The organism is Bradyrhizobium sp. AZCC 1678 (genome assembly GCF_036924765.1).
GTDB lineage: Bacteria > Pseudomonadota > Alphaproteobacteria > Rhizobiales > Xanthobacteraceae > Bradyrhizobium > Bradyrhizobium algeriense.
On sequence record NZ_JAZHSE010000001.1, the window covers coordinates 1,112,079 to 1,135,311 of the forward strand.

Annotated in this window: 19 protein-coding genes and 1 pseudogene; 10 read left to right on the forward strand and 10 right to left on the reverse strand. The window is 62.3% G+C overall.

The window, feature by feature from the left end; translation table 11 throughout:
- Nucleotides 1-302: 302 nt before the first annotated feature.
- Nucleotides 303-950, forward strand: a complete 648-nt coding sequence (locus tag V1294_RS05275; RefSeq protein ID WP_334495592.1) for a FecR family protein — start codon at nucleotides 303-305, stop codon at nucleotides 948-950.
- 97 nt (nucleotides 951-1,047) lie between these two features.
- The gene (locus tag V1294_RS05280) at nucleotides 1,048-1,917 is read left to right on the forward strand and encodes a tetratricopeptide repeat protein (RefSeq protein WP_334495594.1); all 870 of its coding nucleotides are present in this window, start codon (nucleotides 1,048-1,050) and stop codon (nucleotides 1,915-1,917) included.
- Between the two features lie 214 nt (nucleotides 1,918-2,131).
- Here the strand turns inward: V1294_RS05280 and V1294_RS05285 are convergent, their stop codons facing one another.
- A complete protein-coding gene (locus V1294_RS05285; protein WP_334495596.1) occupies nucleotides 2,132-3,106 on the reverse strand; it encodes a Bug family tripartite tricarboxylate transporter substrate binding protein in 975 nt (324 codons plus the stop codon).
- Nucleotides 3,107-3,514: 408 nt separating this feature from the next.
- Here V1294_RS05285 and V1294_RS05290 point away from each other — a divergent pair, with 408 nt between their 5' ends.
- Together V1294_RS05290 and V1294_RS05295 are read left to right on the forward strand one after the other, a co-directional pair.
- Nucleotides 3,515-4,777, forward strand: a complete 1,263-nt coding sequence (locus tag V1294_RS05290) for a S1C family serine protease (protein WP_334495598.1) — start codon at nucleotides 3,515-3,517, stop codon at nucleotides 4,775-4,777.
- A gap of 420 nt (nucleotides 4,778-5,197) precedes the next feature.
- The gene (locus V1294_RS05295; protein WP_334488427.1) at nucleotides 5,198-6,112 is read left to right on the forward strand and encodes a hypothetical protein; all 915 of its coding nucleotides are present in this window, start codon (nucleotides 5,198-5,200) and stop codon (nucleotides 6,110-6,112) included.
- A gap of 268 nt (nucleotides 6,113-6,380) precedes the next feature.
- Here the strand turns inward: V1294_RS05295 and V1294_RS05300 are convergent, their stop codons facing one another.
- A complete protein-coding gene (locus tag V1294_RS05300; protein WP_334488430.1) occupies nucleotides 6,381-6,686 on the reverse strand; it encodes a hypothetical protein in 306 nt (101 codons plus the stop codon).
- 470 nt (nucleotides 6,687-7,156) lie between these two features.
- On the opposite strand from V1294_RS05300, the gene V1294_RS05305 reads away from it, so the two are divergent.
- Nucleotides 7,157-7,426, forward strand: coding sequence for a hypothetical protein (locus V1294_RS05305; RefSeq protein WP_108522754.1), 270 nt, complete (start codon nucleotides 7,157-7,159; stop codon nucleotides 7,424-7,426).
- 161 nt (nucleotides 7,427-7,587) lie between these two features.
- Here the strand turns inward: V1294_RS05305 and V1294_RS05310 are convergent, their stop codons facing one another.
- The gene (locus tag V1294_RS05310) at nucleotides 7,588-8,181 is read right to left on the reverse strand and encodes a hypothetical protein (RefSeq protein ID WP_244608678.1); all 594 of its coding nucleotides are present in this window, start codon (nucleotides 8,179-8,181) and stop codon (nucleotides 7,588-7,590) included.
- 83 nt (nucleotides 8,182-8,264) lie between these two features.
- On the reverse strand, nucleotides 8,265-8,729 hold the full coding sequence (locus V1294_RS05315) for an Lrp/AsnC family transcriptional regulator (protein WP_334495600.1): 465 nt from the start codon (nucleotides 8,727-8,729) through the stop codon (nucleotides 8,265-8,267).
- Nucleotides 8,730-8,889: 160 nt separating this feature from the next.
- On the opposite strand from V1294_RS05315, the gene V1294_RS05320 reads away from it, so the two are divergent.
- Nucleotides 8,890-9,903 carry a 1-aminocyclopropane-1-carboxylate deaminase gene (locus V1294_RS05320; RefSeq protein ID WP_334495601.1) on the forward strand — a complete coding sequence of 338 codons (1,014 nt, stop codon included), beginning with the start codon at nucleotides 8,890-8,892 and terminating at the stop codon, nucleotides 9,901-9,903.
- Nucleotides 9,904-9,906: 3 nt separating this feature from the next.
- On the opposite strand, the gene recQ is transcribed toward V1294_RS05320, so the two are convergent.
- The gene (recQ, locus tag V1294_RS05325) at nucleotides 9,907-11,763 is read right to left on the reverse strand and encodes a DNA helicase RecQ (RefSeq protein WP_334495603.1); all 1,857 of its coding nucleotides are present in this window, start codon (nucleotides 11,761-11,763) and stop codon (nucleotides 9,907-9,909) included.
- Between the two features lie 240 nt (nucleotides 11,764-12,003).
- Here recQ and V1294_RS05330 point away from each other — a divergent pair, with 240 nt between their 5' ends.
- Genes V1294_RS05330 through V1294_RS05340 form a run of 3 tightly spaced genes read left to right on the forward strand, consistent with a single transcriptional unit; the run spans nucleotide 12,004 to nucleotide 16,093 of the window.
- Nucleotides 12,004-13,368, forward strand: coding sequence for a cytochrome c (locus V1294_RS05330; protein ID WP_334495605.1), 1,365 nt, complete (start codon nucleotides 12,004-12,006; stop codon nucleotides 13,366-13,368).
- Nucleotides 13,365-13,862: a (2Fe-2S)-binding protein gene (locus V1294_RS05335; RefSeq protein ID WP_334495607.1), complete on the forward strand. Its 498-nt coding sequence runs from the start codon at nucleotides 13,365-13,367 to the stop codon at nucleotides 13,860-13,862. The genes V1294_RS05330 and V1294_RS05335 overlap by 4 nt, the downstream gene beginning before the upstream one ends.
- A complete protein-coding gene (locus V1294_RS05340; protein ID WP_334495609.1) occupies nucleotides 13,859-16,093 on the forward strand; it encodes a xanthine dehydrogenase family protein molybdopterin-binding subunit in 2,235 nt (744 codons plus the stop codon). The genes V1294_RS05335 and V1294_RS05340 overlap by 4 nt, the downstream gene beginning before the upstream one ends.
- Before the next feature lie 6 nt (nucleotides 16,094-16,099).
- Here V1294_RS05340 and V1294_RS05345 read toward each other — a convergent pair whose 3' ends face one another.
- The 3 genes from V1294_RS05345 to V1294_RS05355 all read right to left on the reverse strand — a co-directional run bounded on the left by V1294_RS05345 (nucleotide 16,100) and on the right by V1294_RS05355 (nucleotide 19,174).
- Complete coding sequence (locus V1294_RS05345; RefSeq protein ID WP_334495611.1) at nucleotides 16,100-17,476, reverse strand: vWA domain-containing protein; 1,377 nt, start codon at nucleotides 17,474-17,476, stop codon at nucleotides 16,100-16,102.
- 7 nt (nucleotides 17,477-17,483) lie between these two features.
- Entirely contained in the window at nucleotides 17,484-18,431 is a 948-nt protein-coding gene (locus V1294_RS05350; RefSeq protein WP_334495614.1) for an AAA family ATPase, read from the reverse strand.
- Between the two features lie 107 nt (nucleotides 18,432-18,538).
- On the reverse strand, nucleotides 18,539-19,174 hold the full coding sequence (locus V1294_RS05355) for an HAD-IA family hydrolase (protein ID WP_334495615.1): 636 nt from the start codon (nucleotides 19,172-19,174) through the stop codon (nucleotides 18,539-18,541).
- A gap of 108 nt (nucleotides 19,175-19,282) precedes the next feature.
- Between V1294_RS05355 and V1294_RS05360 the strand changes: the two genes are divergently transcribed.
- A complete protein-coding gene (locus V1294_RS05360; RefSeq protein ID WP_334495616.1) occupies nucleotides 19,283-20,056 on the forward strand; it encodes a S1 family peptidase in 774 nt (257 codons plus the stop codon).
- Between the two features lie 112 nt (nucleotides 20,057-20,168).
- On the opposite strand, the gene V1294_RS05365 is transcribed toward V1294_RS05360, so the two are convergent.
- Both V1294_RS05365 and V1294_RS05370 read right to left on the reverse strand, forming a co-directional pair.
- Nucleotides 20,169-22,391, reverse strand: coding sequence for an acetate--CoA ligase family protein (locus V1294_RS05365; RefSeq protein ID WP_334495617.1), 2,223 nt, complete (start codon nucleotides 22,389-22,391; stop codon nucleotides 20,169-20,171).
- A 192-nt stretch (nucleotides 22,392-22,583) separates the two neighbouring features.
- Nucleotides 22,584-23,141: pseudogene (locus V1294_RS05370) on the reverse strand (class GN sortase); the annotation flags it as partial.
- Nucleotides 23,142-23,233 lie beyond the last annotated feature (92 nt).

Genomic DNA, 23,233 nt, shown 5'->3' on the forward strand with positions numbered 1-23,233 from the left:
ACCCGACGAGCATGGCTAAACCCCATCTGCCACTTACCTCGTGCGATTTTTCATGGACCGGCCTGCCCCGCCCATGAGGTCAAAGAATCGCGATGCTGCCAGCCCAGACGGCCAGCCGCCGAGAGTTCCTGGTTCAAGTTAACCAATCCACGGGCGTTAGGCTTTAGGCTCAAAAGGAGTAATCCTTTCGAGCGAACGCTAGATGATGCCTTCCCCAGACATCGGGTCTAAGGTCGCCGTGACCGACGATTCAAAGAGGCCGTGAACGCTCTCGGACCAGATCTTCTCAGGAAGGGGGGATCATGCGCACGCATGCCATTGCCGCATTGGTGACAGGCTTCGTTCTGACGACAGCCGGATTTTTCGTCGCGCCGGCCCACGCGCAAGTCAGGTCCGCCGTTCAGGATGTCGTGTCAAAACCAATTGGAAAAGTTGTTGTCGCTACAGGTTCGGTCACGATTGAGCGTGCGAATGCGGTGGTCGTTCAGGCGAGCACCGCAGGTCAAGCTGGTCAGGCGAAGGTAGGCGATCTCGTCTATCAGGGCGATATCGTTGCAACCGGCGCCGACGGCCGGGTCGGCATCAACTTCACCGATGGCAGCTCCTTCAATCTGTCGAACAACGCGCGCATGGCTTTGGACGAGTTCGTGTACGACCCGAAGAGTGCGTCCAACTCGACCTTGTTCAGTCTGAGCAAGGGCACTTTCACTTTTGTCGCGGGCCAGGTCGCGAAGACCGGGGATATGAAGGTCGACACCCCGGTTGCGACCATGGGCATTCGAGGCACGACACCACGCGTCGAAATTTCGGATGACGGGACAGTCAGATTTTCGACGCTCATTGAAGAAGGTAAGAATAGGGGCCCGCGAAAGCCCGGAGCACCAGCGATACAGCAACCCGAGCAAAAGCCCTATCCAAAATCAAATCTGAACATCTGTCGCGGGTGCTAGGCCCGTTTCGCGGTGCGGGAGATTCGTCAGCCAACCATGTCCGGGACTTCAAATCGACGGTCGCCCCTTCGCCAGCGTCAGGAACGGAGAGCCTGATATGAAATGCAGTGCGAGCCGGCGCGTCATTCAGCGGCTCGCGCCTGCTTTTGCCTTGGCGCTGTTCGGGTCGCTGGCTGCCGCGCAGAGTCCCAAGAAGAGCGACTATCTCGAGAACATTACGTTGTGCAACGGTTCGGATCGCACGTCGTTTGCAGTCCGAATCAATGGTTGCACAGCGTTTATCGATTCCGGTCAGGGTACGGCGAGGGCGCGCGCGATTGCCTACAACAATCGTGGCAATGCCCATACGGCAAACGGAGACATTGATCGCGCTCTCCTGGATTTCGATCAATCGATCAAGCTCGATCCGACTTTCGCAAAGGCCTTCAACAACCGCGGCGCGGCCTATTTGAGGAAAGGCGAATACGACCTCGCCCTCAAAGCCCTGGACGAAGCGATCAAGCTCAATCCGAACTACGGCAGAGCTTTCATCAACCGTGCCGGAGTCTACCTGAAAAAGAACGAGTACGATCGCGCGGCGCGGGACTATGACGAGGCAATTCGCCTCGATCCCAATCTGGAAGCCGCGTGGAGCGGGCGCTGCTGGATCCGGGCCATCCTCGGCTCGTTGCAGGCGGCGCTCGAGGACTGCAACAAGGTGCTTCAGTCGTGGCCGAACGACGCCGTCACCTATGACTCGCGTGGACTGATCCACCTGAAGATGGGAAAAGCCGACGCGGCGATCGACGATTTCAGTTCCGCGCTGCGCTTCGACCCGAAGCTGGCGAGTGCGCTCTATGGGCGCGGGCTTGCCAGGCTCAAGAACGGCGACAAGGCTGGCGGCGATGCCGATATTTCCGCGGCAAAGGCCATCCGGGTCGGGATCGATGATGACTTTACGCGCTATGGCGTGCGCGTGAGTAACTGATCAGCCAGGTTTGGCGCGAAGAAGATCCGTTCCAATAAGCCCGCAAGCAATGCGGCATTCGGCTGGCGGGCCGAGATGTTTTACCGCTCAGCCTTGGTTCGGATCGGAACGTCTTCTTCCTGCAGAATTCGCATAGCGACGGCGGAGGCTCTTTCAAGCTCTCCGCCGTGCCGGCTTCTCGTCTTATATAATTGCGAGCCTGTTTTGCCGAAGGCTAGTCCAGCTTCACGTTCGCTTCCGTCACGACCTTGCGCCAGCGCTCGATTTCCGCGGACACCATTTTCGCGAATTCAGGACCCGTGACATCGGGGACATCGGAGCCGTTGCGCTCCCAGGCTTCCTTGATGGCGGCTGTCTGCATCGCCTTCTGCAATTCCTTGACCATCTGATTGACGATCGCCGGCGGCGTGTTCTTCGGTGCGAACAGGCCGTACCAGGTCGACACTTCATATCCAGCCAGGCCTGCTTCCGCGGCGGTCGGAAGATCGGGGAATGCAGGCACGCGTTTCGGTGCGGCGACGGCGAGCGCGCGCAACTGTCCGGCCCTGACGGGCGCTGCCGACGAGCCGAGCCCGTCGAACACCACCGGGACGTGGCCGGCGATGAGATCCTGCATCGCGGGGCCGGCCCCGCGATAGGGGACGTGCTGGATACTGGTCTTGGTCAGGATCTTGAACAGCTCGCCCGCGAGATGGTGCGTGGTGCCGGCGCCGGCGGAGCCGTAGTTCAATTTGCCCGGATTGGCTTTGGCGTAGGCGATGAACTCGGCGAGCGTCTTGGCGGCGACCTTGTCCGGATTGACGACCACCACCTGCGGCGGCCGCGCGATCAGCGCCACCGCGATAAAGTCCTTCTCGAAATTGTAGTCGAGGTTGGGATAGAGCGAGGGTGCAATGGCGTGATGGGCCGCGCCCATGAAGAAGGTGTAGCCATCCGGCGCGGCCTTTGATGCGAGCGATGCGCCAACGGTGCCGCCGGCGCCGGCGCGGTTTTCGATCAGCACGCGCTTGCCCAGTTGCGTGTCGAGCTGGGCCGCCAGCGGACGGGCAAAGGCATCGGTGCCGCCGCCGGCCGCGAACGGCACGATGAAGGTGATCGGCTTGTCCGGCCATGTTTGGGCCTGGGCCTGGCCGGCCATGGCGGAAACGACCGCCAGGAGTGTAAACAGCGCGGCAACTCTTGGTTTCACAGCATTTTCCTCGGCTATTGCAGATTGGCGTCCGCTGTCAGCGGCGCGGTTGTTTTTGCCTCGCTGGTTCCGGCGTCTAGCCGGAATGGACAGGGGGCAGCGGGACCCTACCGTATGCAAGATGCCACGCGTGATCCATTAAAATGATGGGTCGGAAACAAGGCGGCACCGGGGCGTTTGGTCGCTGCCAATGAGCCTCGGGGCCAGTTGTTCTGGTGTGGCACGCGCCAGCTATCCGACAGGAGGTTGGCGCACGCGCTTATCGCGCTGGTGGCGGGGGCCGAAACTCCGGGATCAGCAGCACGGGAAACAGCAAGGGCGGGCAAATATCGGCCTCCTGCGTCGGCCCAAATGGACTTCGGTTGCAAAGATAAATATGCTCACCCTGGGTCTGTGGGGAATACACGTATGAAATGCCGTGCTGCTGCAATCGCAGCTTTGTTGTGTACGATTTTTGCCAGTTCGAATGCGGATGCGCGCGGGCCTTACGGTTCGATCAGCATCGGCAACTGGCAGGGCGGGGCCTACACCAACGACCAGACCGGATCTTTTTCGCATTGTGCCGCAGGCGCCCGATACGCCAGCGGCGTCTACTTCATGGTGACGATCGACGGCAATGGCGGGTGGGGTCTGGGGTTCATGCATGAGCAATGGACGCTCACGCCAGGACAGGCCTTTCCGCTGACCCTGACATTCGATGGACAGCAACCCTTCAATGTCCATGGTATCCCGATCGGCGACAAGGTGGTTCGCGTGCCGATGCCGAGCAATTCCGCGCTCATCGCCCAATTCCGAAAGGCGAAGGGGATGACGGCCTATACGCAAGGGCAGCTCTTCCAGTTCAGCCTGGATCAGACCGGACAGCTACTGCCCATTTTGGCGAACTGCGTTGCCAAGGTCAGGCAATCGGGCGTGGCCAGTGCCGGCGATTTCTCGGTCCTTCCCGCAGCTAAGGCGGTCGCTGTGGCGGCACCGGACTCTGCGCCGGCGAAGCCCGACAGACTGTTTGACCAGAAGGGCACCGGCTTCCTTGTGAGCACGAACGGACACCTCGTGACCAATGCGCACGTGGTGCAGGGCTGCGTCGGCGACATCCAGGGCAATCCGTCCGGTGAGGCGCCCGCCAAACTGCGCCTGGTGTCGAGCGACGAGACCAACGATCTTGCGCTGCTGCAGGTGACGGGCTCGTTCAAGGACATCGCCAAAATCAGGGACAAGGCGATCCAGTCCGGCGACACCGTGGTAGCGATCGGCTATCCCTTTCATGGGCTGCTGACATCCGATTTCACGGTGACGACCGGGATCGTGAGCTCGCTCAGCGGCATCCTGAACGACACGCGCTTTCTGCAGATCAGCGCGGCGGTTCAACCCGGCAACAGCGGCGGGCCGCTATTGGCCTCCAGCGGCGACGTGGTCGGCGTGGTCGCGGCGAAACTGAACGCCATCAAGTTCGTGAGGGCCACGGGCAACATTCCCGAGAACATCAATTTCGCCATCAAGACCGGGGCGCTGCGGGACTTTCTCGATAACAGCGTGGTGCCCTATCAGATCTCCGACGCCAAGGACGAGTTGAAGACGGCCGACATCGCGCGCAATGCGCGGGCGTTTACGTTCCTGATCTCCTGCAAGGCCAAGGCGAGGGAAAAAGAGACAGCGAAGAACTCGGGATGAACCACGTTAACGCCGTTTCGCTTTTGGGAGCCGTTGGCTGGTCTTAGGCTCGGGTGCCAAGGGAAATCCTTAAACGCAAGCGAGGCCGTGCAGATGGCTGATACCCTAGTCGTGGGGCTCCATTCATGGATTATCCAGGACGGCAACTACGGCGATTTTGCACGGGATACGAACGCAGCTTTCGCTCTAGGGTTTTACGCCTTGTCGCCGCTGGCAGCAGTCGAATCGAACCCAAAGCTCGCCCCTGCTCTGACTCGTAGAATGAAGATTGAAGTTCGTAGACACGTTTCTGCGTAACGTAGACACGTTTTCTGCGTAACTAGGGGCGGCAAATTATTCCACGCGCGGCAGCATTTTCCGGGAAACGAGATCATACGCTATTGGTGGGAAAGTAGAATTTCGCGGCATGAGAATTGCTAAGTGACTGATGGCTTCTGTAATCAAGGGGGATCCATCATGATAACCGGCTTCAGCACGTCACCGAGCTATTTGAACTACGCCAGCACTCCGAAGGCGACGACAGCACAGCTAATTACGACCGCCGATGCGAAATCGGTCGATGCCGCGAAATTGCCCGGCACGAGTGCTCGCGCGCAGAGCTTGATCGACAGCCTCATCAAGACCAATTCTGGGCGCCGGGAAAGCGTCCAAGGCTTTACGTCCAAGCTCCAGTACGACCAGAGTGCCGTGCAGAGACTAAGTTCCGTCATTGAAAACCTGCCCCCGCAGACGTCACAGAAGGAACGCGACTCCTGGAACGCGCAGTTAGCCAGCGCCAAGAATGAAGTTGCCTCTTCGCAGTCGGAGATCGGGCGTTTTCAATCCGCACTCAACAATGATCCCTCGACCGAGATGGCGTTAAAGTTTGCAGGCAATCTTCTCGGCATGTCGAGTGATGAAGTTCACAAGCTCTATAATGATCGCGTCGATGCGCTTGCCGCGTCGAAGGCGTCCTCTGCGGCAAGCGGACCTGCATCCGTTGGACCTGCCGGCGCTGCGTCCAACCCGTCGGGTTCGAGCGAAGAGTGGGGCAATGACCCCAGCGGAGTTCGATCTGAAATCAAGATCAACGGCGTCGTTGTCGGCCGCGTCTACAACAGCGGAGTCACCGAACTGCATGACGAGTATGGCTCGCTTGGCCAACAGCTCGGCTTTGGCGGACCCGGCGAAGCAGGTCTTGAGGGGCCACAGCTCGCAGACTACCGAATTGCGCAGCTCAAGGACGCGTTGAAAGGCTCAAATGTGGAGATTACCACGATGTCCACCGCAATGACCCAAGCGGAATGGCTGGCAAGCCAGATATCTGGCAGCGGGCGTGTTGATCGCTCAGCTTAACCCATCTAGGTGTGAACCCATATCCGGCTGTCGCTTTGCGTTGGTCGGAGGCATGGACTTTCCTCACCACCGGGTGACGCCGGATTGGGAGCGGGGCTTGGGTTTGTGTGCCGAATCAGGCTCGAAAAGATATCCTCAAGACCAATGCATGGAAGGATGAGGGTGAGTATCTCCTCCATTGCAATCGCATTGGCGGCCCGCGCCTCCCGAGGGGAAGGCGCCGTCCTTAGGCCATCGCTGCACTGCCGGGCTTCAGGCCGCTCGACGCTTACCGCGAATTGCCGCGGCCATGCGCGGTCTGGGCAGTCCAGATGCTCCAGCTAACGCTGGCGAGGCTTCGCTGGTCCGTCGCAAGCGGCCGCCGGGTCTGCCGTTCATAGGCGGCGATGATGTGCTGCGACTGCCGGATTTTCTGCTCGAGTTCGGCAATCGTCTTCTGCGTCTTGCCGGTCCTGTTCGCTTGGGCGGCCTCGCCCACCATGAACCTCGCGGTTTCGATGTTCTTCAAGGTCTCGCGAAGCTTCTTGAGCTGGGCGCGGTGCCACGCAATGGCGCTGTCACTGTCTACCGGCATGCAAACCCTCCTGATTCGTGGCCGAATCTAGCACGCATGAGGCAAGTTGGGCCAAGGGGGAACCCAGCGGGTCATCAGGGCCCACTGGTTTCGCGAGGCATGGTCCGGCCGTTCCCGATTTCGACCCCATTTTGCCATCGAAGCGACCGCGGGCGAGCCTTCAAACAACAAACTTGCATGGCGATCTGTGACCAGCGCGGTCTCTCTTATCCTCCTGACGGCAGAATGCCGGACTGGCGCAATGGAGCGTGCGATGGGCGAAGTTGAATTCGATCGAATTGTCGATGCCGTGCGGAAGGAAATCGCGCCTGCACCGGCGTTGTATTCGTTGACGGGGTTGCGGGCTTCCGCCTGGCGGGCGAAGGCCGCCGGCGACAAGCCCACGTCCCGACGCCACGCTCCCATGGTCAGGATTCGTCACGTGGGCGAGGGGCGGAAGCGATACAGGTGAAACGATACGGGGTGAGCTAATGGAACGATCAGTGTTCGAAATCGTGAAGGCGCCGCTGGGCTGGTCGGTATTTGCTGACAACGTCAAGATCGGCGGCGTCTACGATTCGCGGGGCGCCGCCCTCGAAGCCGCCGCACTGGCCGCGTCCTATACGATCAGCGACGGCGTCGGCGTTCAGATCAACGTGCCCGGCGCGGAGGAAGAAAAGCCGCGATGGGCCGTCGCGTTTGATATCGCGAGCTCCATCCTGCCAACGAGGAGCGGACGCGAGCGAAGCGGCTCACGGTAAAGCCCGCGTGAAGGCAATCGCTCGACTTTGACGGATAGCCTCCACTCCGTGGGAGGACTTTCAAACTACATGAGCTTGTCCGCGCAGTCGCGAGCCATGCGCGGATCGACACTGGCCGCCGTCGGTTTTCCGCCGGCGGCCTTCATTTCGCGCCCCGCGCTTTATTTCACATCGTCGAACGGCGACACCGCGGGGCTGCCGACGCGCATCCGCTTGATGCGGCGCACCGCCATCGGCGCGCCGTCGGACTGGTACTGCAGTTCGTATTTCTTGCCGTTCTTGTCGACAGCGCTGCAGGTGATGCTGGAAAGTTCGAGCGTCACGAAGTTGCCGACCTGTTTGCAGAGGCCGGCGGTCGATTCGACTGACGGCACCGGCAGGCCGTCGGCCTTCGGCCTGTCCTTGGATTTCAGCAGCATCCGGTCGATCGGCAATTCGTACAGATTGGCCTCCGGCCTTCGCCCGTTGTCGCCGGAGAACGTGATGATGTGGCTGTCGTCACTGGGATCGTCGATCGCCACGGTAAAATTCGCCCGGCCTTCCTCAGTCTGGAAGAAGGCAACGGCCCGGCAGGCCAAATCCCGTCCCGCGACCTTGAGCGTGCTGCACTTGCCGGACATCATCGCAAAGATGACGGTATCGGGCTCTTGCCGCTGAAGTTCGTCCGAGGCGCGGGCCGGCATTGCAATGAAAATGATGGCAAGGGCGAAAGCCTGCCGGCAAAGCTTCATGGTCATGCCCGGTTGATAGGACATGGCACGCGGTGTGACCAGAGTCTCGCAAGGTTCCGGCAGTGTACCAAGGCAGGATAGCCCCATTTTGCAGCGCCGAACCGCAATCAGAAATCGAGCGGCGCGTTGTCGACCACTTCCTTCATGACGAAGAAAGTCCGAGTCTGGCGGACGCCCGGCAGCGCGATCAATTGTTCGCCGTGGATGCGGTTGAAATCCTCCATGTCGCCGACGCGGATCTTGAGGAAATAGTCGAAATCGCCGGCCACCAGATGGCAATCCAGCACGAATTTCAGTTGGGCGATTGCCCGCTCGAAGGCGGCAAAGCTCTCCGGCGTCGACCGGTCGAGCACGACGCCCACCATGACCAGCGCCCCCTTGCCGACCTTGCGCGGCGCCACCATCGCCCTGACCCCTGCTATGAACCCCTCGTCGAACAGGCGCTGGGTGCGCCGGTGACAGGTTGCGGCGCTGACGCCGGCCGTTTCGGCCAGCTCGGCATTGGTCAGCCGACCGCTATTTTGCAGCAAGCGCAATATCTTAAGGTCGATGCGGTCGATCCTGCCGGCCATGAAAGAATCTCTCGGATAAGTGCTCAATATTGGATGAAAAGCTAACATTATCCAAGAAAGGCGCAAGTTACGCATATATCAGCGGCCAACTTTGAGAGCACTTTTCCTGCGTCCGGTGATAGGGCGTTCTCCGGACATCAGGCCATCAACGGGGACGTCAATGCTGGAAAAATTCGAACGCTATCCGCTTACCTTCGGACCCACCCATATCGAGAAGCTGGAGCGGCTCTCACAGCATCTCGGCGGCAAGGTCGAGCTCTATGCCAAGCGCGAGGACTGCAATTCGGGTCTGGCCTTCGGCGGCAACAAGCTGCGCAAGCTCGAATACATCATCCCCGACGCGATCGCTTCCAATGCCGACACGCTGGTCTCGATCGGCGGCGTGCAGTCCAACCACACCCGCATGGTCGCAGCCGTTGCGGCCAAGATCGGCATGAAGTGCCGCCTGGTGCAGGAAAGCTGGGTGCCGCACGAGGACGCCGTCTACGACCGCGTCGGCAACATCCTGCTCAGCCGCGTCATGGGCGCGGATGTGCAGCTGGTGGACGAAGGTTTCGACATCGGCATTCGCCAAAGCTGGGAAGAGGCGATCGCAGACGTGAAGGCGAAGGGCGGCAAGCCCTATGCGATCCCGGCCGGCGCCTCCGTGCACAAATATGGCGGGCTCGGCTATGTCGGTTTCGCCGAAGAGGTCAGGGCGCAGGAGAAGGAACTCGGCTTCGCTTTCGACTACATCGTGGTCTGCACGGTCACCGGTTCGACCCACGCCGGCATGTTGGTGGGATTTGCCAAAGATGGCCGCGCGCGCAAGGTGATCGGCATCGACGCTTCCTTCACCCCGGCCCAGACCAAGGCCCAGGTGCTCGACATCGCCCGCAACACCGCCGGTCTTGTGGACCTCGGCCGCGAGATCGTCGAGGACGATTGTGTGCTGATCGAGGACTATGCCTATCCGGCCTACGGCGTTCCCTCAGAGGAGACCAAGGAGGCAATCCGGCTCTGCGCGCGCCTCGAAGGCATGATCACCGACCCCGTCTACGAGGGAAAATCCATGCAGGGCATGATCGATCTCGTGAACAAGGGCTACTTCCCGAAGGGATCAAAGGTGCTCTACGCCCATCTCGGCGGCGCGCCCGCCATCAACGGATACGCCTATACCTTCCGTAACGGCTGAGGCTTACGCTTCGGCCGCCCGCACCAGCGCGAGCAGCTCGTCGCCGTAGTGTTCGAGCTTCTTGTCGCCGATGCCGGCGATGTTGCGGAGCTCGTTGAGCGTTGCCGGCCGTGCGGCGGCAATGCCGTCGATGGTGGAATCATGCAGCACGACATAGGCCGGCACGCTTCGTTGGCGCGCGATATCGGCCCGCCATGCCCGCAGCGCCGCCTGCAGGCCGGCGTCCGCAGGCTTAGTCTCGGCGCGCGGCGCCAGATCGCCGCGCCTTGATTTGGCGCGGCTGGCGCGGATGCTCGTGCCGGGTGCCGCCTCGCGCAGCATGACTTCCGTCTCGCCTTTCAGTACGCCGCGTGCGCTCTCCGTTAGTTTCAGCGCGCCAAAGGCTTCGCTGTCGGCCCGCAGATGGCCCATGGCGACTAATTGGCGGACCACGGCGCGCCATTGCTTCTCGTTGAGATCGTTGCCGATGCCGAACACGGATAGCTTGTCGTGGCCGAATTGGGTGACGCGCTCGGTCAGGCGGCCGACCAGCACATCGATCAGGTGCATGGCGCCAAAACGCTGCCCGGTGCGATAGGCGCAGGACAGCAGCTTTTGCGCGGCGACCTTGCCGTCGCGAAGCTGCGGCGGCGACAGGCAGTTGTCGCAATTGCCGCAACTGGTGGAGGTCGCTTTCTCGCCGAAATAACCGAGCAGGCGGCCGCGCCGGCAGCCCGCGGTTTCCGCCAGCGCCACCAGCGCATCGAGCTTGCCGATCGAGACGCGCTTGAACGCATCGGAGCCGGTGGACTCGTCGATCATGCGGCGCTGCTGCACGATGTCGGACAGGCCATAGGCCATCCAGGCGCTGGAGGGCTTGCCGTCGCGCCCGGCGCGTCCGGTCTCCTGATAATAGGCCTCGATGCTTTTCGGCAGATCGAGATGCGCCACGAAGCGCACGTCGGGCTTGTCGATGCCCATGCCGAACGCGATGGTGGCAACGATGACGACGCCGTCCTCGTTGATGAAGCGATCCTGGTTGCGGGCGCGCAGGCCTGCATCGAGGCCCGCGTGATAAGGCAGCGCAGCTATACCGGCCTTGGTCAGGGCATCAGCGGTGTCCTCGACCTTGGCGCGCGACAGGCAATAGACGATGCCGGCGTCTCCGGCGTGGCGTTCGCTGATGAAGGCCTTGAGCTGGGCCGGCGCATTCTGTTTTTCGACGATCTCATAACGAATATTCGGGCGGTCGAAACTCGCGACGAAGCTTGGCGCGCCGGCAAGCCCGAGGCGGGCCACGATCTCCTTGCGCGTCATTTCGTCGGCGGTCGCGGTCAGTGCAATGCGCGGCACGTTGGGAAAGCGTTCGGCGATCGCGGACAGGCCGATATATTCAGGGCGGAAATCATGCCCCCATTGCGACACGCAATGCGCCTCGTCGATCGCAAACAGCGCGATGTTGGCTTGTCCGAGCAAGGACAGGCAACGCGGCGTCAGCAGCCGCTCGGGCGCGACGTAGAGCAGATCAAGGTCGCCGGCGAGCAGCCGCCGCTCGACTTCCGAGGCTTCGTCAAACGATAGCGTCGAGTTCAACACCGCCGCGTTGACGCCGGCCTCCAGCAGTCCCGCGACCTGGTCGCGCATCAGCGCGATCAGCGGTGACACCACGATGCCGCAGCCTTCACGCAGCAGTGAAGGCAGTTGATAGCACAGCGACTTGCCGCCGCCGGTCGGCATCAGCACCAGGCAGTTGCCGCCGTCCGTCACGTGGCGAACGATTTCCTCCTGCGCGCCGCGGAAGGCGGGCAGGCCGAATACCGAGTTCAGCACCGACAGCGCATCAGGAACACTGTCGCGGTGAAGGGCGGCGGGAGCAGGCATGGGGATTATGTCGTCCGATCGGGGTTCGCGCGCAGGCGCTCTTGAGGCAGGAAGTCGAGATTACCATCGATCATGGCACGTCCAATCCAGATTCGACACTCCCACCGGGTGCGCGGCCGTGCGGGCTCCCTGCAGGGCAGACTTGCGGTAATTGATGCTCCCACGGGTGAACGGCGGCGGGCGAACTGTGTTAAAATACAACCCAACCGCTATAAACGCAAAGGGAGCGCAAGGGACCGCATGACGGGACCGTCCCGAATTGTCGTCAGCATCGTTGCCGTCGTGCTGCTTGGCGGCGCGGCGGCTGCCTTTGCAATCGTGTGGCGCCCGGCGATTGCGGCGGTCGAGCCGCCCGGGCCGCAGGCCTTCGATGCCGCTCTCGTCAAGCGAGGTCGCGACCTGGCGGCGATCGGCAATTGCAGCAATTGCCATACCGTGCGCGGGGCTAAGAACTTTGCCGGCGGTCTGCCGGTGCCGACCCCGTTCGGCACGATCTTCTCCTCGAACATCACGCCGGATGCGGAGACCGGAATCGGGCGATGGTCGGAAGCCGCGTTTCAGCGCGCGATGCGCTCTGGCGTCAATCGTGAAGGGCAGCACCTTTATCCGACATTCCCATACGACCACTTCACCAATGTCAGCGACGAGGATGACCGGGCACTCTATGCGTTCCTGATGACGCGGCAGCCCGTCCGCGCGCCGGCGCGCGAAAACCAGCTTTCCTTCCCGTTCAACCAGCGGTTCGCCATTGCCGGATGGAAATTGCTTTTCCTTCGTCACGGCACCTATCAGCCCGATCCCAGGCAAAGCGCCGAATGGAACCGCGGCGCCTATCTGGTCGAGGGGTTGGCGCATTGCGGCGCCTGCCACACGCCACGCAATGCGCTGGGTGCTGAACGCAGCAGCGCGCAATTTGCCGGCGGCGATGTCGACAACTGGCACGCCTATGCGCTCAACGATCGGTCCCACGCGCCGGTGCCCTGGGATGCTGATGCCCTGTTCGCTTATTTGCGCGACGGCTGGCACCCCGACCACGGCACGGCGCGCGGGCCGATGGCGGAGGTGGTCAGTAATCTGTCCTCGGTTCCGTCAAGCGACGTCCGCGCGATCGCGGTCTACATGGCCGGCGTATCGGGAACGCCGACGCCGGATCGCAAACGTCAGGGCGAGGCCGCGCTGGAACAAGCCAAAGCATCGTCGGTCCCCGCTTCCCAAACCAACACGGCCGGTGCGTCGATCTATGCCGCTGCCTGCGCCTCATGCCATGCGAGCGGACGGCCGCTGCCTTATGGCGGGGTCAATCTGGCTCTCAGTACCGCGATCGCCAGCCCCGATCCGCGCAATCTCGCCAATATCGTGCTGTCCGGCGTCCAGGCCATCGAAGGCGAACGCAGCCCGATCATGCCCGGATTTGCCGCCAGCATGACCGATGCGCAGGTTTCGGCCTTGTTGAATTATCTGCGCGCGCGGTTCAGCAACCAACCGCCATGGTCTGGCGTTGAAAAGACGGTTCAAGATGCACGCCGCGCGCAGACTGCATTTCTCCAGACATCGCCCGCGCCGCGCAGCCCGCCCGCCGATTCTCAGCAGCGAGAAAAGCCATGATGACATTGAAGGTCAACGGTCGGGAGCACCAGGTGGATGCCGATCCGGATACGCCGCTACTCTATGTGTTGCGCGAAGACATCAAGCTCAACGCCGCCAAATTCGGCTGCGGACTGGGCCAATGCGGCGCATGCACGGTGATCGTCGACGGCAAGGCCGTGCTCTCCTGCGTAACGCCGATGATTTTACTGGAAGGCAAGCAGGTAACGACGCTCGAGGGCCTCGGCACGACGTCGGAGCCCGCGCCGATCCAGCGCGCCTTTATGGAAGAGCAGGCAGCGCAATGCGGGTACTGCATCGCCGGAATCATGATGCGGGCGCAGGCCTTGCTGCAGAGAAATTCCAGGCCGACCAATGAGCAGATCAGCTCCGAGCTTGAGCCTCATCTATGTCGTTGCGGCACCCACATGCGCATCCTGCGCGCGGTGCGTCGCGCGGCGAGGCTGATGGACAGCGCGGATGCGTCGTCGACGGCCGACAGGAGGGCCCGATGAACGCCCCCGCGATGATCGATCGCCGTCGCGTGCTGGCAGGCGGCGGCGCGCTGATTGTCAGCTTCTCGTTGTCAGGCGCTTTGGCGCAGCAGCAAGGCGCGTCCACAGCATCTCCCGCACCGAGCCTGCCCGGCAGCTTGAAAAATTCGCCCTATCTCGACGCATGGATCCGCATCGACGCCAATGGCAGTATTGAGGTGTTCACGGGCAAGGCCGAACTCGGTCAGGGTTTCAAGACGGCGTTTCAGCAGATCGCGGCTGAGGAACTCGACGTGGCCTTTGAATCTCTCAAGGTGACGACGGCGGACACGCGCCTGACTGCGAACGAGGGCTATACGGCGGGCAGTAACTCCATGAAGGACAGCGGCACCGCGATCCAGAACGCGGCGGCGCAGGCGCGCGAACTGCTGCTTGCAGAAGCAGCAGGGCGGCTTGGACTGCCGCTCGAAAATCTGCGGACGGCAGACGGTGCGGTGATCGCACCTGACGGTAAACGTCTGTCGTATGGTGAACTCGTCCGGGACGATATGCTGCATGTCCAGGCGCAGCCGAAGTCGAAACTGAAGGACCCGGCGACATTCAAGGTCATTGGCCGGCCTGTGCCGCGCGTCGATATCCCCGCCAAGGTCACCGGCGGTGCCGCCTATGTTCAGGACATGCGACTGCCCGGGATGGTGCACGCCCGCATCGTGCGCCCGCCGAGCTATGGCGCGCAACTGACGGAATGCGATACCGTCGCTGTGGAGAAGCTGCCCGGCGTCGTCAAGGTGGTGCGTGACGGCAATTTCCTTGCGGTGGTTGCGGAAAAGGAATTCCAGTCGATCAAGGCGATGAATGCGCTTGCCACTGCCGCGAAGTGGCAGGAGACCGCAAGCTTGCCGAAGCAGGATGATCTACCGCGCGTCTTGACTGGCTTGCCTTCGCAGAACACGACCATCTTTGAGCGCAGCAATCCCGCAGTCACTGGCCAGAAGACCATCGAGGCGACCTATACGCGGCCCTATCAGGCGCACGGATCGATCGGTCCGTCTTGTGCCGTGGCGCAATTGATCGATGGCGCGATGACGGTATGGACGCATACGCAAGGCGTCTATCCCGATCGTCAGGGCATCGCGGAAATGTTGCGCATGCCTCCGGCCAGCGTTCGCCTGATCCATGTCGAAGGCTCCGGCTGCTATGGCCATAATGGCGCCGACGATGCCGCGGCCGACGCCGCGCTGATCGCCCGCGCATTGCCCGGCCGCCCCGTTCGCGTGCAATGGATGCGCGAACAGGAACATGCCTGGGAGCCGTTCGGCCCGGCGATGGTGACGAAACTCAAGGCCTCGCTCGACGGCAATGGCAGGATCGCCGACTGGCATTTCGATGTCTGGAGCAATACGCACTCGATGCGGCCGGGCGGCGCCGGATCGATGCTGGCAGCGCAGCACATGGCGCAACCCTTTGCCGTGCCTGCTCCCAGGCCGTTGCCGCTGCCGGAAGGCGGCGGTGACCGCAACGCAATCCCGATTTACACGTTTCCCAATGCGCAGGTGGTGCACCACTTCATCCCGGCGATGCCGCTGCGGATTTCGGCGATGCGCGCGCTCGGCGCCTATCACAACGTGTTTTCGATCGAGAGCTTTATGGACGAGCTCGCCGGCCTCGCCGACGCCGACCCGGTCGAATTCCGTTTGAAGCATCTTGAGGATCCGCGCGGCCGTGCCGTGATCGAAAGGGCGGCGCTTAATTTCGGATGGAAGCGCGGCCAGAAAGCGCCACGGGATCGCGGCTTTGGCTTTGCCTTTGCGCGTTACAAGAATCTGGCGGCCTATTGCGCCATTGCTTCCGAGGTTGAGGTTAATCGGGAGACCGGCCGTCCACGTCTGGTCCGCGCGGTGGCGGCGGTCGACAGCGGGCAGGTGGTCAATCCGGACGGGTTGATCAACCAGATCGAAGGCGCAATCGTGCAGTCGATGAGCTGGACACTGTACGAAAGCGTTGCCTTCGACGACACCAGGATAACCAGCATCGACTGGCAGACCTACCCGATCCTGCGTTTCGACGCCGTGCCTGACAGCATCGAGGTTCACATCATCGACCGGCCAGGGCAGCCGTTCCTCGGCAGTGGCGAAACCGGGCAGGGGCCGGCGGCGGCATCGATTGCGAACGCCATTGCCAATGCCACGGGAAAACGGCTGCGGAATTTGCCGCTGACGCGCAAGCGCATCAAGCAGGCGATCGATGCGTGAAGGCGCTTACTGATAGCTCGCCACGATATCCGACACCGCACGTTCGAGCTGCTTTGCGGTGGCGCATTGGCGAACAACAGTGCAGAAGGTCGAATAGCGCGGCATTTCGGAATCGCCCCAGCCCCAAGCCATGCGGCCCTCGGGATTGAGCCAGACTACCCGCTTCGACCGCTCGGCGATGCGGCGAAGGATGTCGGCACGGGGATCGAGGTTGTTGCTGCGGGCGTCGCCGAGCACGATCACGGTAGTCTGCGGCGTGATCGCGCTCATCCAGCCGTGTTCGAAATCGTCGAAGGAATTGCCGTAATCGGACGAGCCGAAGCCGACCTTGGACATGATCTCGGCCATCGCCTCTTCCGGCGATTTGGATTCCAGGATGTCGCTGACCTCGATCAGATGCCCGGAGAACGCAAACGAGCGGACATCGTCCACGACCTCGTGCAGGCTGTGGATCAACAGCAGGAAGAAATCGGACACTCGCGCCACCGAGCCCGAGACGTCGCAGAGTGCCACGATCTTCGGTCTGTCGCGGTGCCGGCGCTTCCACGCGGTGAGGAACGGCACGCCGCCCCAGGCGGCGTTGCGGCGGATGGTGCGGCGCACGTCGAGATGGCCGCGACGCTGGCGCTTGCGCGGCTTGGAGTAGCGCTCGCGCAGGCGCCGGGCGATCTGGCGGATCAGGTGCCGCATCTGCTCGACCTGCCGCGGCTCGATCCGCGACAGCGGCGCGTTACGCAAAATCTCATTGCGGAGGTTTTCCGCTTCCTCGCGCCCGTACAGCATCAGCGCCTGCGAGACGGTGTCGCGGACCGTTCCGCGCAGCCCGTCCAGCGCATTGGTCAGCCGCTCGGCCAGGGCAGGGTTGGTTTCGGCGAGATTATCGAGATCGTCGCGCAGGCGCTCGATGCCCATCCGGTCGAGGATGCGGCCTGAGAAGATACCGCGTTGCGTGAAATAGCGGATGTCGGACAGCGACGCCGCGCTCGCGGCGTTGGCGATGGCCGCCGAAATCTGGTTGCGGTCCTGCGCCAGCAGCATCTGGGCGAGCTGGCCAAGCCCCTCGGCCTGCTCGCCGCCGCCGCTGGCGTCATCAGACGAATCGGATGAGGGACTGGATCCCGATTGGTCTTCTTCGTTGGCCTTGCTGTCTTCAGGTGGAGATTGCGGCTCCGGCTGATCGAAGAACAGATCAAAACAGTCGCCAAGCGCCTTCTTCTCATCCTGCGTCTTGGCCAGCGTCAAGAGGAAGGTATCGCGCAGCACCGTCCGGTCGGCAAAGCCGACTTTGGAGACGGCGCGCATCGCGTCAATACTCTCGGCCGGCGAGAGTCTCACCCCCGCGCCCCGCGCCGCACGAAAGAAGCGATGCAGGTTCTCTCTCATCCCCTGTCTATCCGAAGACGTTCTGACGCGAGGCCTTGGCGATGAAGGTGGAGACCTGAGGCATGGTGGCCTCGATATCCGCCTCGTATTTCAGGAGGACGTTCAGCGTATCCTTGACCATCTCGTGGCCGAGTTCGGGCGCCTGCAACAGCACCAGCACACGCGCCCAGTCGATGGTTTCGCTGACCGACGGTAATTTCTTGAGATCGAGCGTGCGGACCTCGTGAATGAAGCCCACCATCTGCTTGCGCAGCGTCTGCGAGATGCCGGGCACCCGGCTTTCGACGATCCGCTCTTCCAGTCTCTGCTCGGGGAAGCCGATATGCAAATGCAGGCAGCGCCGCTTCAGTGCGTCGCCGAGATCACGCTCGCTGTTCGAGGTCAGGATCACGGTCGGCGGCGCGACGGCGACGACTGTTCCGAGTTCCGGAATCGTCACCTGGAAGTCGCTGAGGATTTCCAGCAGCAGCGATTCGAATTCGGCGTCCGACTTGTCGATTTCGTCGATCAGCAATACGCAGCCGGCCGGCTGTTCCAGCGCCTGCAGCAACGGCCGCGGCTCGACGAACTCCTTGGAGAAGAAAACATCGCCGAAATCGTGAAGCTGATTGAGCGCCGCTTCCAGCGTCGGAGCGCCGCCGAGGACTTCGCCGAGCTTGTCCTTCAGGATCTGCGTGTACAGAAGCTGTTTGGCGTATTTCCACTCGTAGAGCGCCTTGGCTTCGTCGAGTCCCTCATAGCATTGCAGGCGGATCATCTTCATGCCGCGCCAGGCGGCGATCGCTTTTGCAAGTTCCGTCTTGCCGACGCCGGCGGGGCCTTCGACCAAAATGGGTTTTTCGATCTGCTGCGCCAGATAGACCGCGGTCGCGATCTGGCGGCTCGCAATATAGCCTTGCGCGGCAAGACCGCTTTCCACTGCCTCGATCGAGGCCGACGGCCTGATATCAGCCACGGGTTTCAACTCCGAATTCGATGGATTTCAGAGTGTTCTGCCTGCGTTCCCGGCAAAGAACAAGCGTCGTTTGGACATGGGCGGCGGCAAATTCCGCCATTTTCCGCCTAGCGCAATGCCAGCCCGGTAGCAGCTTCCAGCTCGTTAATCGCCTGCGCCGCATTGACCACCTTGATCGTGGTCATCCCCATCTCGCGCGCCGGCTTCAGGTTGACGCCGAGGTCGTCGAGATAGACGCAGTTCTTGGGATCGACCTTCAGCGTCTCGACCATCATGCGGTAGATGCGCGGGTCGGGTTTTCGCAGGCCGATTTTTGCCGACTCGATGACATGGTCGAACAGCGCCATCACTTCGGCGACATAGAGCGTGCGGCCGCTGTGGCTGCCGATGGCGTTGGCGGGAAGGTTGTTGGTGATGCAGCCGGTCTTGAACTGCGCCTTCACGCGCTTGAGCGCCTCGACCATCTCGGGCCGCAGATCGCCCGACAGCAGCGGCAGCACGTCCTTGCCGCGAACCGCCGCGCCCAAGGCCAGCGATTCGGCCGCGAACAATTCGTCGAACGCTTCGATATCGACCTCGGCGCGCTCGAACTTGGCCCAGGCGTTTTCCAGATGGTTGGCGGCGTTGGTGCGCCGGATGATGTCGGCGGGCAGCCCGCGCTCGGTCTCATACCGCGCAAATGCCTCGAACGGCGAGGTGGTCAGCACGCCGCCGAAATCCCAGATCACTGCCTCGATCATCATGCCCTGCCTGAAACAAATGCGTTGGCGAGCGGCTAACACGAATTGCCCGCTGGAACCAGTGCGATCGGGCGCTTGGCGACATGCGCTGCGCGGGTTATTGCTGCGCCGATGAAAATCCTGTCTCGCTTGACTGCCGGCCTTATTGCCAGCTTTACCCCGCTGCTCTCCGTTCCCGCGCACGCCATCGTCGGCGGCGGTTCGCCGTCAACGGAAGGTGTGGCCCACTCGGTCGTCACCATCGTCGGCTCGCGCGGTAATTTTTGCACCGGCGCGTTAATCGCGCCGAAGCTGGTGCTGAGCGCGGCGCACTGCGTGCAGCCCGGCGCGGATTACAAGATCGTCGAATATGGTGCGGACCGGCAGCCGTCGCTCCAGGACGTCAAAACCGTCGCGATTCACCCCGGCTTCAATATGCAGGCCATGCAGGCGCATCGCGCGACGGCGGATGTCGCCTTGCTGCATCTGGCGGCAGCGCCCAAGGGCAAGACGCCGGCCGCGCTCGGATTGCCCGATATCCCGATCAACGTCGGCAGCCGTTTTACCATTGCCGGCATCGGCGTGACCGTGCGCGGCGACGGCAAGAGCGGCGGCACCATCCGCCTCGCCGGCCTGGTCGCAACCGGCAAGCCGGGCACGCTGCAGATCAGGCTTGTCGATCCTGTCAGCCAAGGCACGCGTGAGGGGCTCGGCGCCTGCACAGGAGATTCCGGCGCGCCTGTTTTCGAGGACAAGCAAGGCGGCCCGTTGATCGTCGGCGTGGTGAGCTGGTCGACCGGACCGAACGGAAGTGCTGGCTGCGGCGGCATGACCGGTGTTACGCCGCTTACGCTTTATCGGGACTGGATTGTGCAGACCGCGCAGAAATGGGGCGCGGGATTGTAGCTTGCTCGGTGCCGTAGGGTGGGCAAAGGCGCGCTTGCGCCGTGCCCACCATCAAGCACTCTGCCCGTGATGGTGGGCACGCTACGCTTTGCCCACCCTACGGCTTCCGTGGCTAATGCCCCGCCGCCTTGTTCGCGGCATCGTTGTTGAGCACGATCAGGCCGTCAACGGCGACGCCGACCTTGCTGTTGATCAGGAACGGATTGACATCGATCGAGGCGATGCGGTTGCCGGCGTCGGCCATCAAATTGGAGAGCCCGACCAGCGCCTTTACGGCGGAAGGCTCGTGCAGCGCCGGTTTGCCGCGATAGCCCTTCATCTTCACGCCGGCCTTCGTTCTGGCGATCAGCTGCTTCGCCTCGGCCTCATCCAGCGGGGCGCCGGCGAGGGCGACATCCTTCATCAGTTCGATATCGACGCCGCCAGTGCCGAACAGCACCACCGGTCCCATCTCGGCGTCGAGCGAGGCGCCGACCACGAGTTCGAGGTCGGCCTTGACCTGCTGCGCGACCAGAATGCCTTCGAGCTTCGGCTTGCCCTTCAGCTTCTTCACCCGCCCGGTGATATCGTTGAACGCTTTTTTCACCTCGGCCGCGCTGTTGAGGTTCAGCACCACGCCGCCGATGTCGGATTTGTGCAGGATGTCGGCGCTGACGACTTTTGCGACGACGGGAAAGCCGATCTTCTTGGCGATCTTCACCGCTTCTGCCGCGGTCTGCGCGATTTCTTCTTTTGAAACCGGGATACCGTAGGCCTTGAGCAGCTTCTTCGAGGCGACCTCGTCCAGTGCGGCGGCACCGTTGGCGCTCTTCAGCGCCCTCTCCAGCACCGCGCGCGCGGACGCCTTCGAGCTCGACACGATGTCCGGCACTTCCTTGCGCAGGGAAGAATATTCAATCAGCGACTTGATCGCGCCGACCGCGCGATCGAGGCCCTGCATGACCGCAATGTTCGGCAGTGATTTGCGCAAAGCCTTGGTGAACTCAGTGAATCCAATGGACATCGCGCTGATATAGACCACGGGCTTACTGGCGGCGCCTGCCATCTCGTTGACGAGCCGCAGATTGCGCTCGCGCAATTCGTGCGGCGCCTTCGGCAGTTCGGCGTCGATGATGACGATATCGGTGTCGGGGTCGTCGATCATGATCTTGATCGACTTGATGTAGACCGAGGGATCGACCACAGCGGCAAAGCCCGCGTCGAGCGGATTGCCGACAATGCTGCCGGGCCCGAGCATTTGCGCCAGTTGCTCGGTTGCATTCGCGCTGAGCGGCGCGAAGTTCATGCCGGCCGAATAGAACGCATCGATCAGGAGGCCGCGCTTGCCGCCTGACAGGGAAACCGCGGCGATACGGTTGCCTTTCGGCGGATCGGCATGGACGAAACATTCGGTGGTCTCGATCAGCTCGTCCAGCCCGCGCACGCGGATCACGCCTTCGCGCGTCGAGATCGCGTCGAACGTTTCGATCGAGCCGGCGAGCGCCCCGGTGTGCGCCATCGCGGCGGCGCGGCCGCCCTCGGAGGCGCCAAGCTTGAGCGCGATCACCGGCTTGCCGGCAGCGCGCGCGGCCTTGCAGGCTTCGCGAAACACCTTCGTATTCCTGACGCCTTCGAGATAGACCACGATGACGCGGATCGAGGGATCGGCGGCGAAATAGGCCATCAGGTCCGGCGTCTCGAGGCCGGTCTCGTTGCCGGTCGTGACCATGTAGCCGACACCGACGCCGCGATCCTCGAGCGTCTGGCGGATCGCCATCACGATCGCGCCGGATTGTCCGGCAATCGCCACCGGACCTGCTTCCATGGTGACGATGCGGTCGTCGATATTGGTGAACAGCTTTTCGCCTGCGCTCAAGTTGCCAAGGCAGTTCGGACCGGTGACGGCGAGGCCGGTCTCGCGCACCGCCTCCTTCAATTCGAGTGCCAGCCGCTGGCTATCCTCGTCCTGCAACTCGCTGAAGCCCGAGGTAACGATGGTGGCGGAGCGCGCGCCGGCCGCTGCGGCATCGCGGATCACCTGCACCGCGAAACGCGCCGGCACCAGCACCAGCACATGATCGGGCTTTTCCGGCAGGCTGGCGAAATCCTTGTAGCAGGGCACGCCCCAGATCATTTCGCGCTTGGCGTTGATCGGGAACAGCCCACCTTCGTACTTGTACTTGATCAGATTGTTCCAGATGCGCTCGGCATAGTTGCCGGGCTTGTCGGTGGCGCCGACCAGAACGATATTGCGCGGGTGCAGCATCGCATGGATGCTTTTGACGATGTCGCTGGCATCAGGCGAAGGCGACCATTTTTCGGCTTGATGCGATGCGGTGCTTGCCTGAGCGTCCATGGATATCCCTTAACTCTGTTGTTTTCTTTGGCCATGGCGATCGAGCATGAACGCCGCGCCATGGTTTTCTTATGATTGAGGCCTTTCTATTGGGACTTGGCGGGAGTGGCAACACGCGTTGCGCGCGCAGCGCCATTCGCGCCGCGCACGATATCCCGGCTCGCGGAGAATTCCGCGTGAAGGCGGCGCGTCTCCGAGCATCGTGGCGTGCACAAGATAGCGTTCGGGCCCCTGCGTCAGCGCATCGAACGGCCAGCAGGTCGACAGCACCAGTTCATGCCCGTCTGCGAGCGGATCGATGCCGGAGGCATCGAAGCGCACGACCGAGGTCGTATCGACCCTGTAGCTAAACGTCCGGCCGTCGTGTCTTGTGACGTCGATCTCGTCGCCGACGACGACGTTCTTCAGGAAGGCGAAATGCGTATCGCGATGCGCCGAATAGACAGCCACGCCGCGTTCGCCGGCGTCGGGCGTCCGCTCGACATGACCCGGGCCGAAGGCGAGCGCCTGGCCGCTGCTGCCTGCGAGCACGATGGCGCGGGCATGGAGCCGCTTCACTTCGATGCGGGCGACCGGCCATGTGTCGGCCCATGACCAGGGTTTTGTCTCGCGCCCTGTGGCGATGGTTTTTTCAAAGGCCCGTTCCAGCAGCACCTGCGCGAGCCGCGCCTTGGCGTGGATGTAAGCCCCCTGGCCGAACAGGATCAGGCCGGCGGAAGCGAGAAGGAGAGGGAGAACGAAGCGGGGCATTATGTTGGCTTTCCCGTCATTGCGAGCCAACGGGTCGCGCGAATGCGCGCCCGATGACAGGCTCCGCGAAGCAATCCATTCTTTCTTTTCGC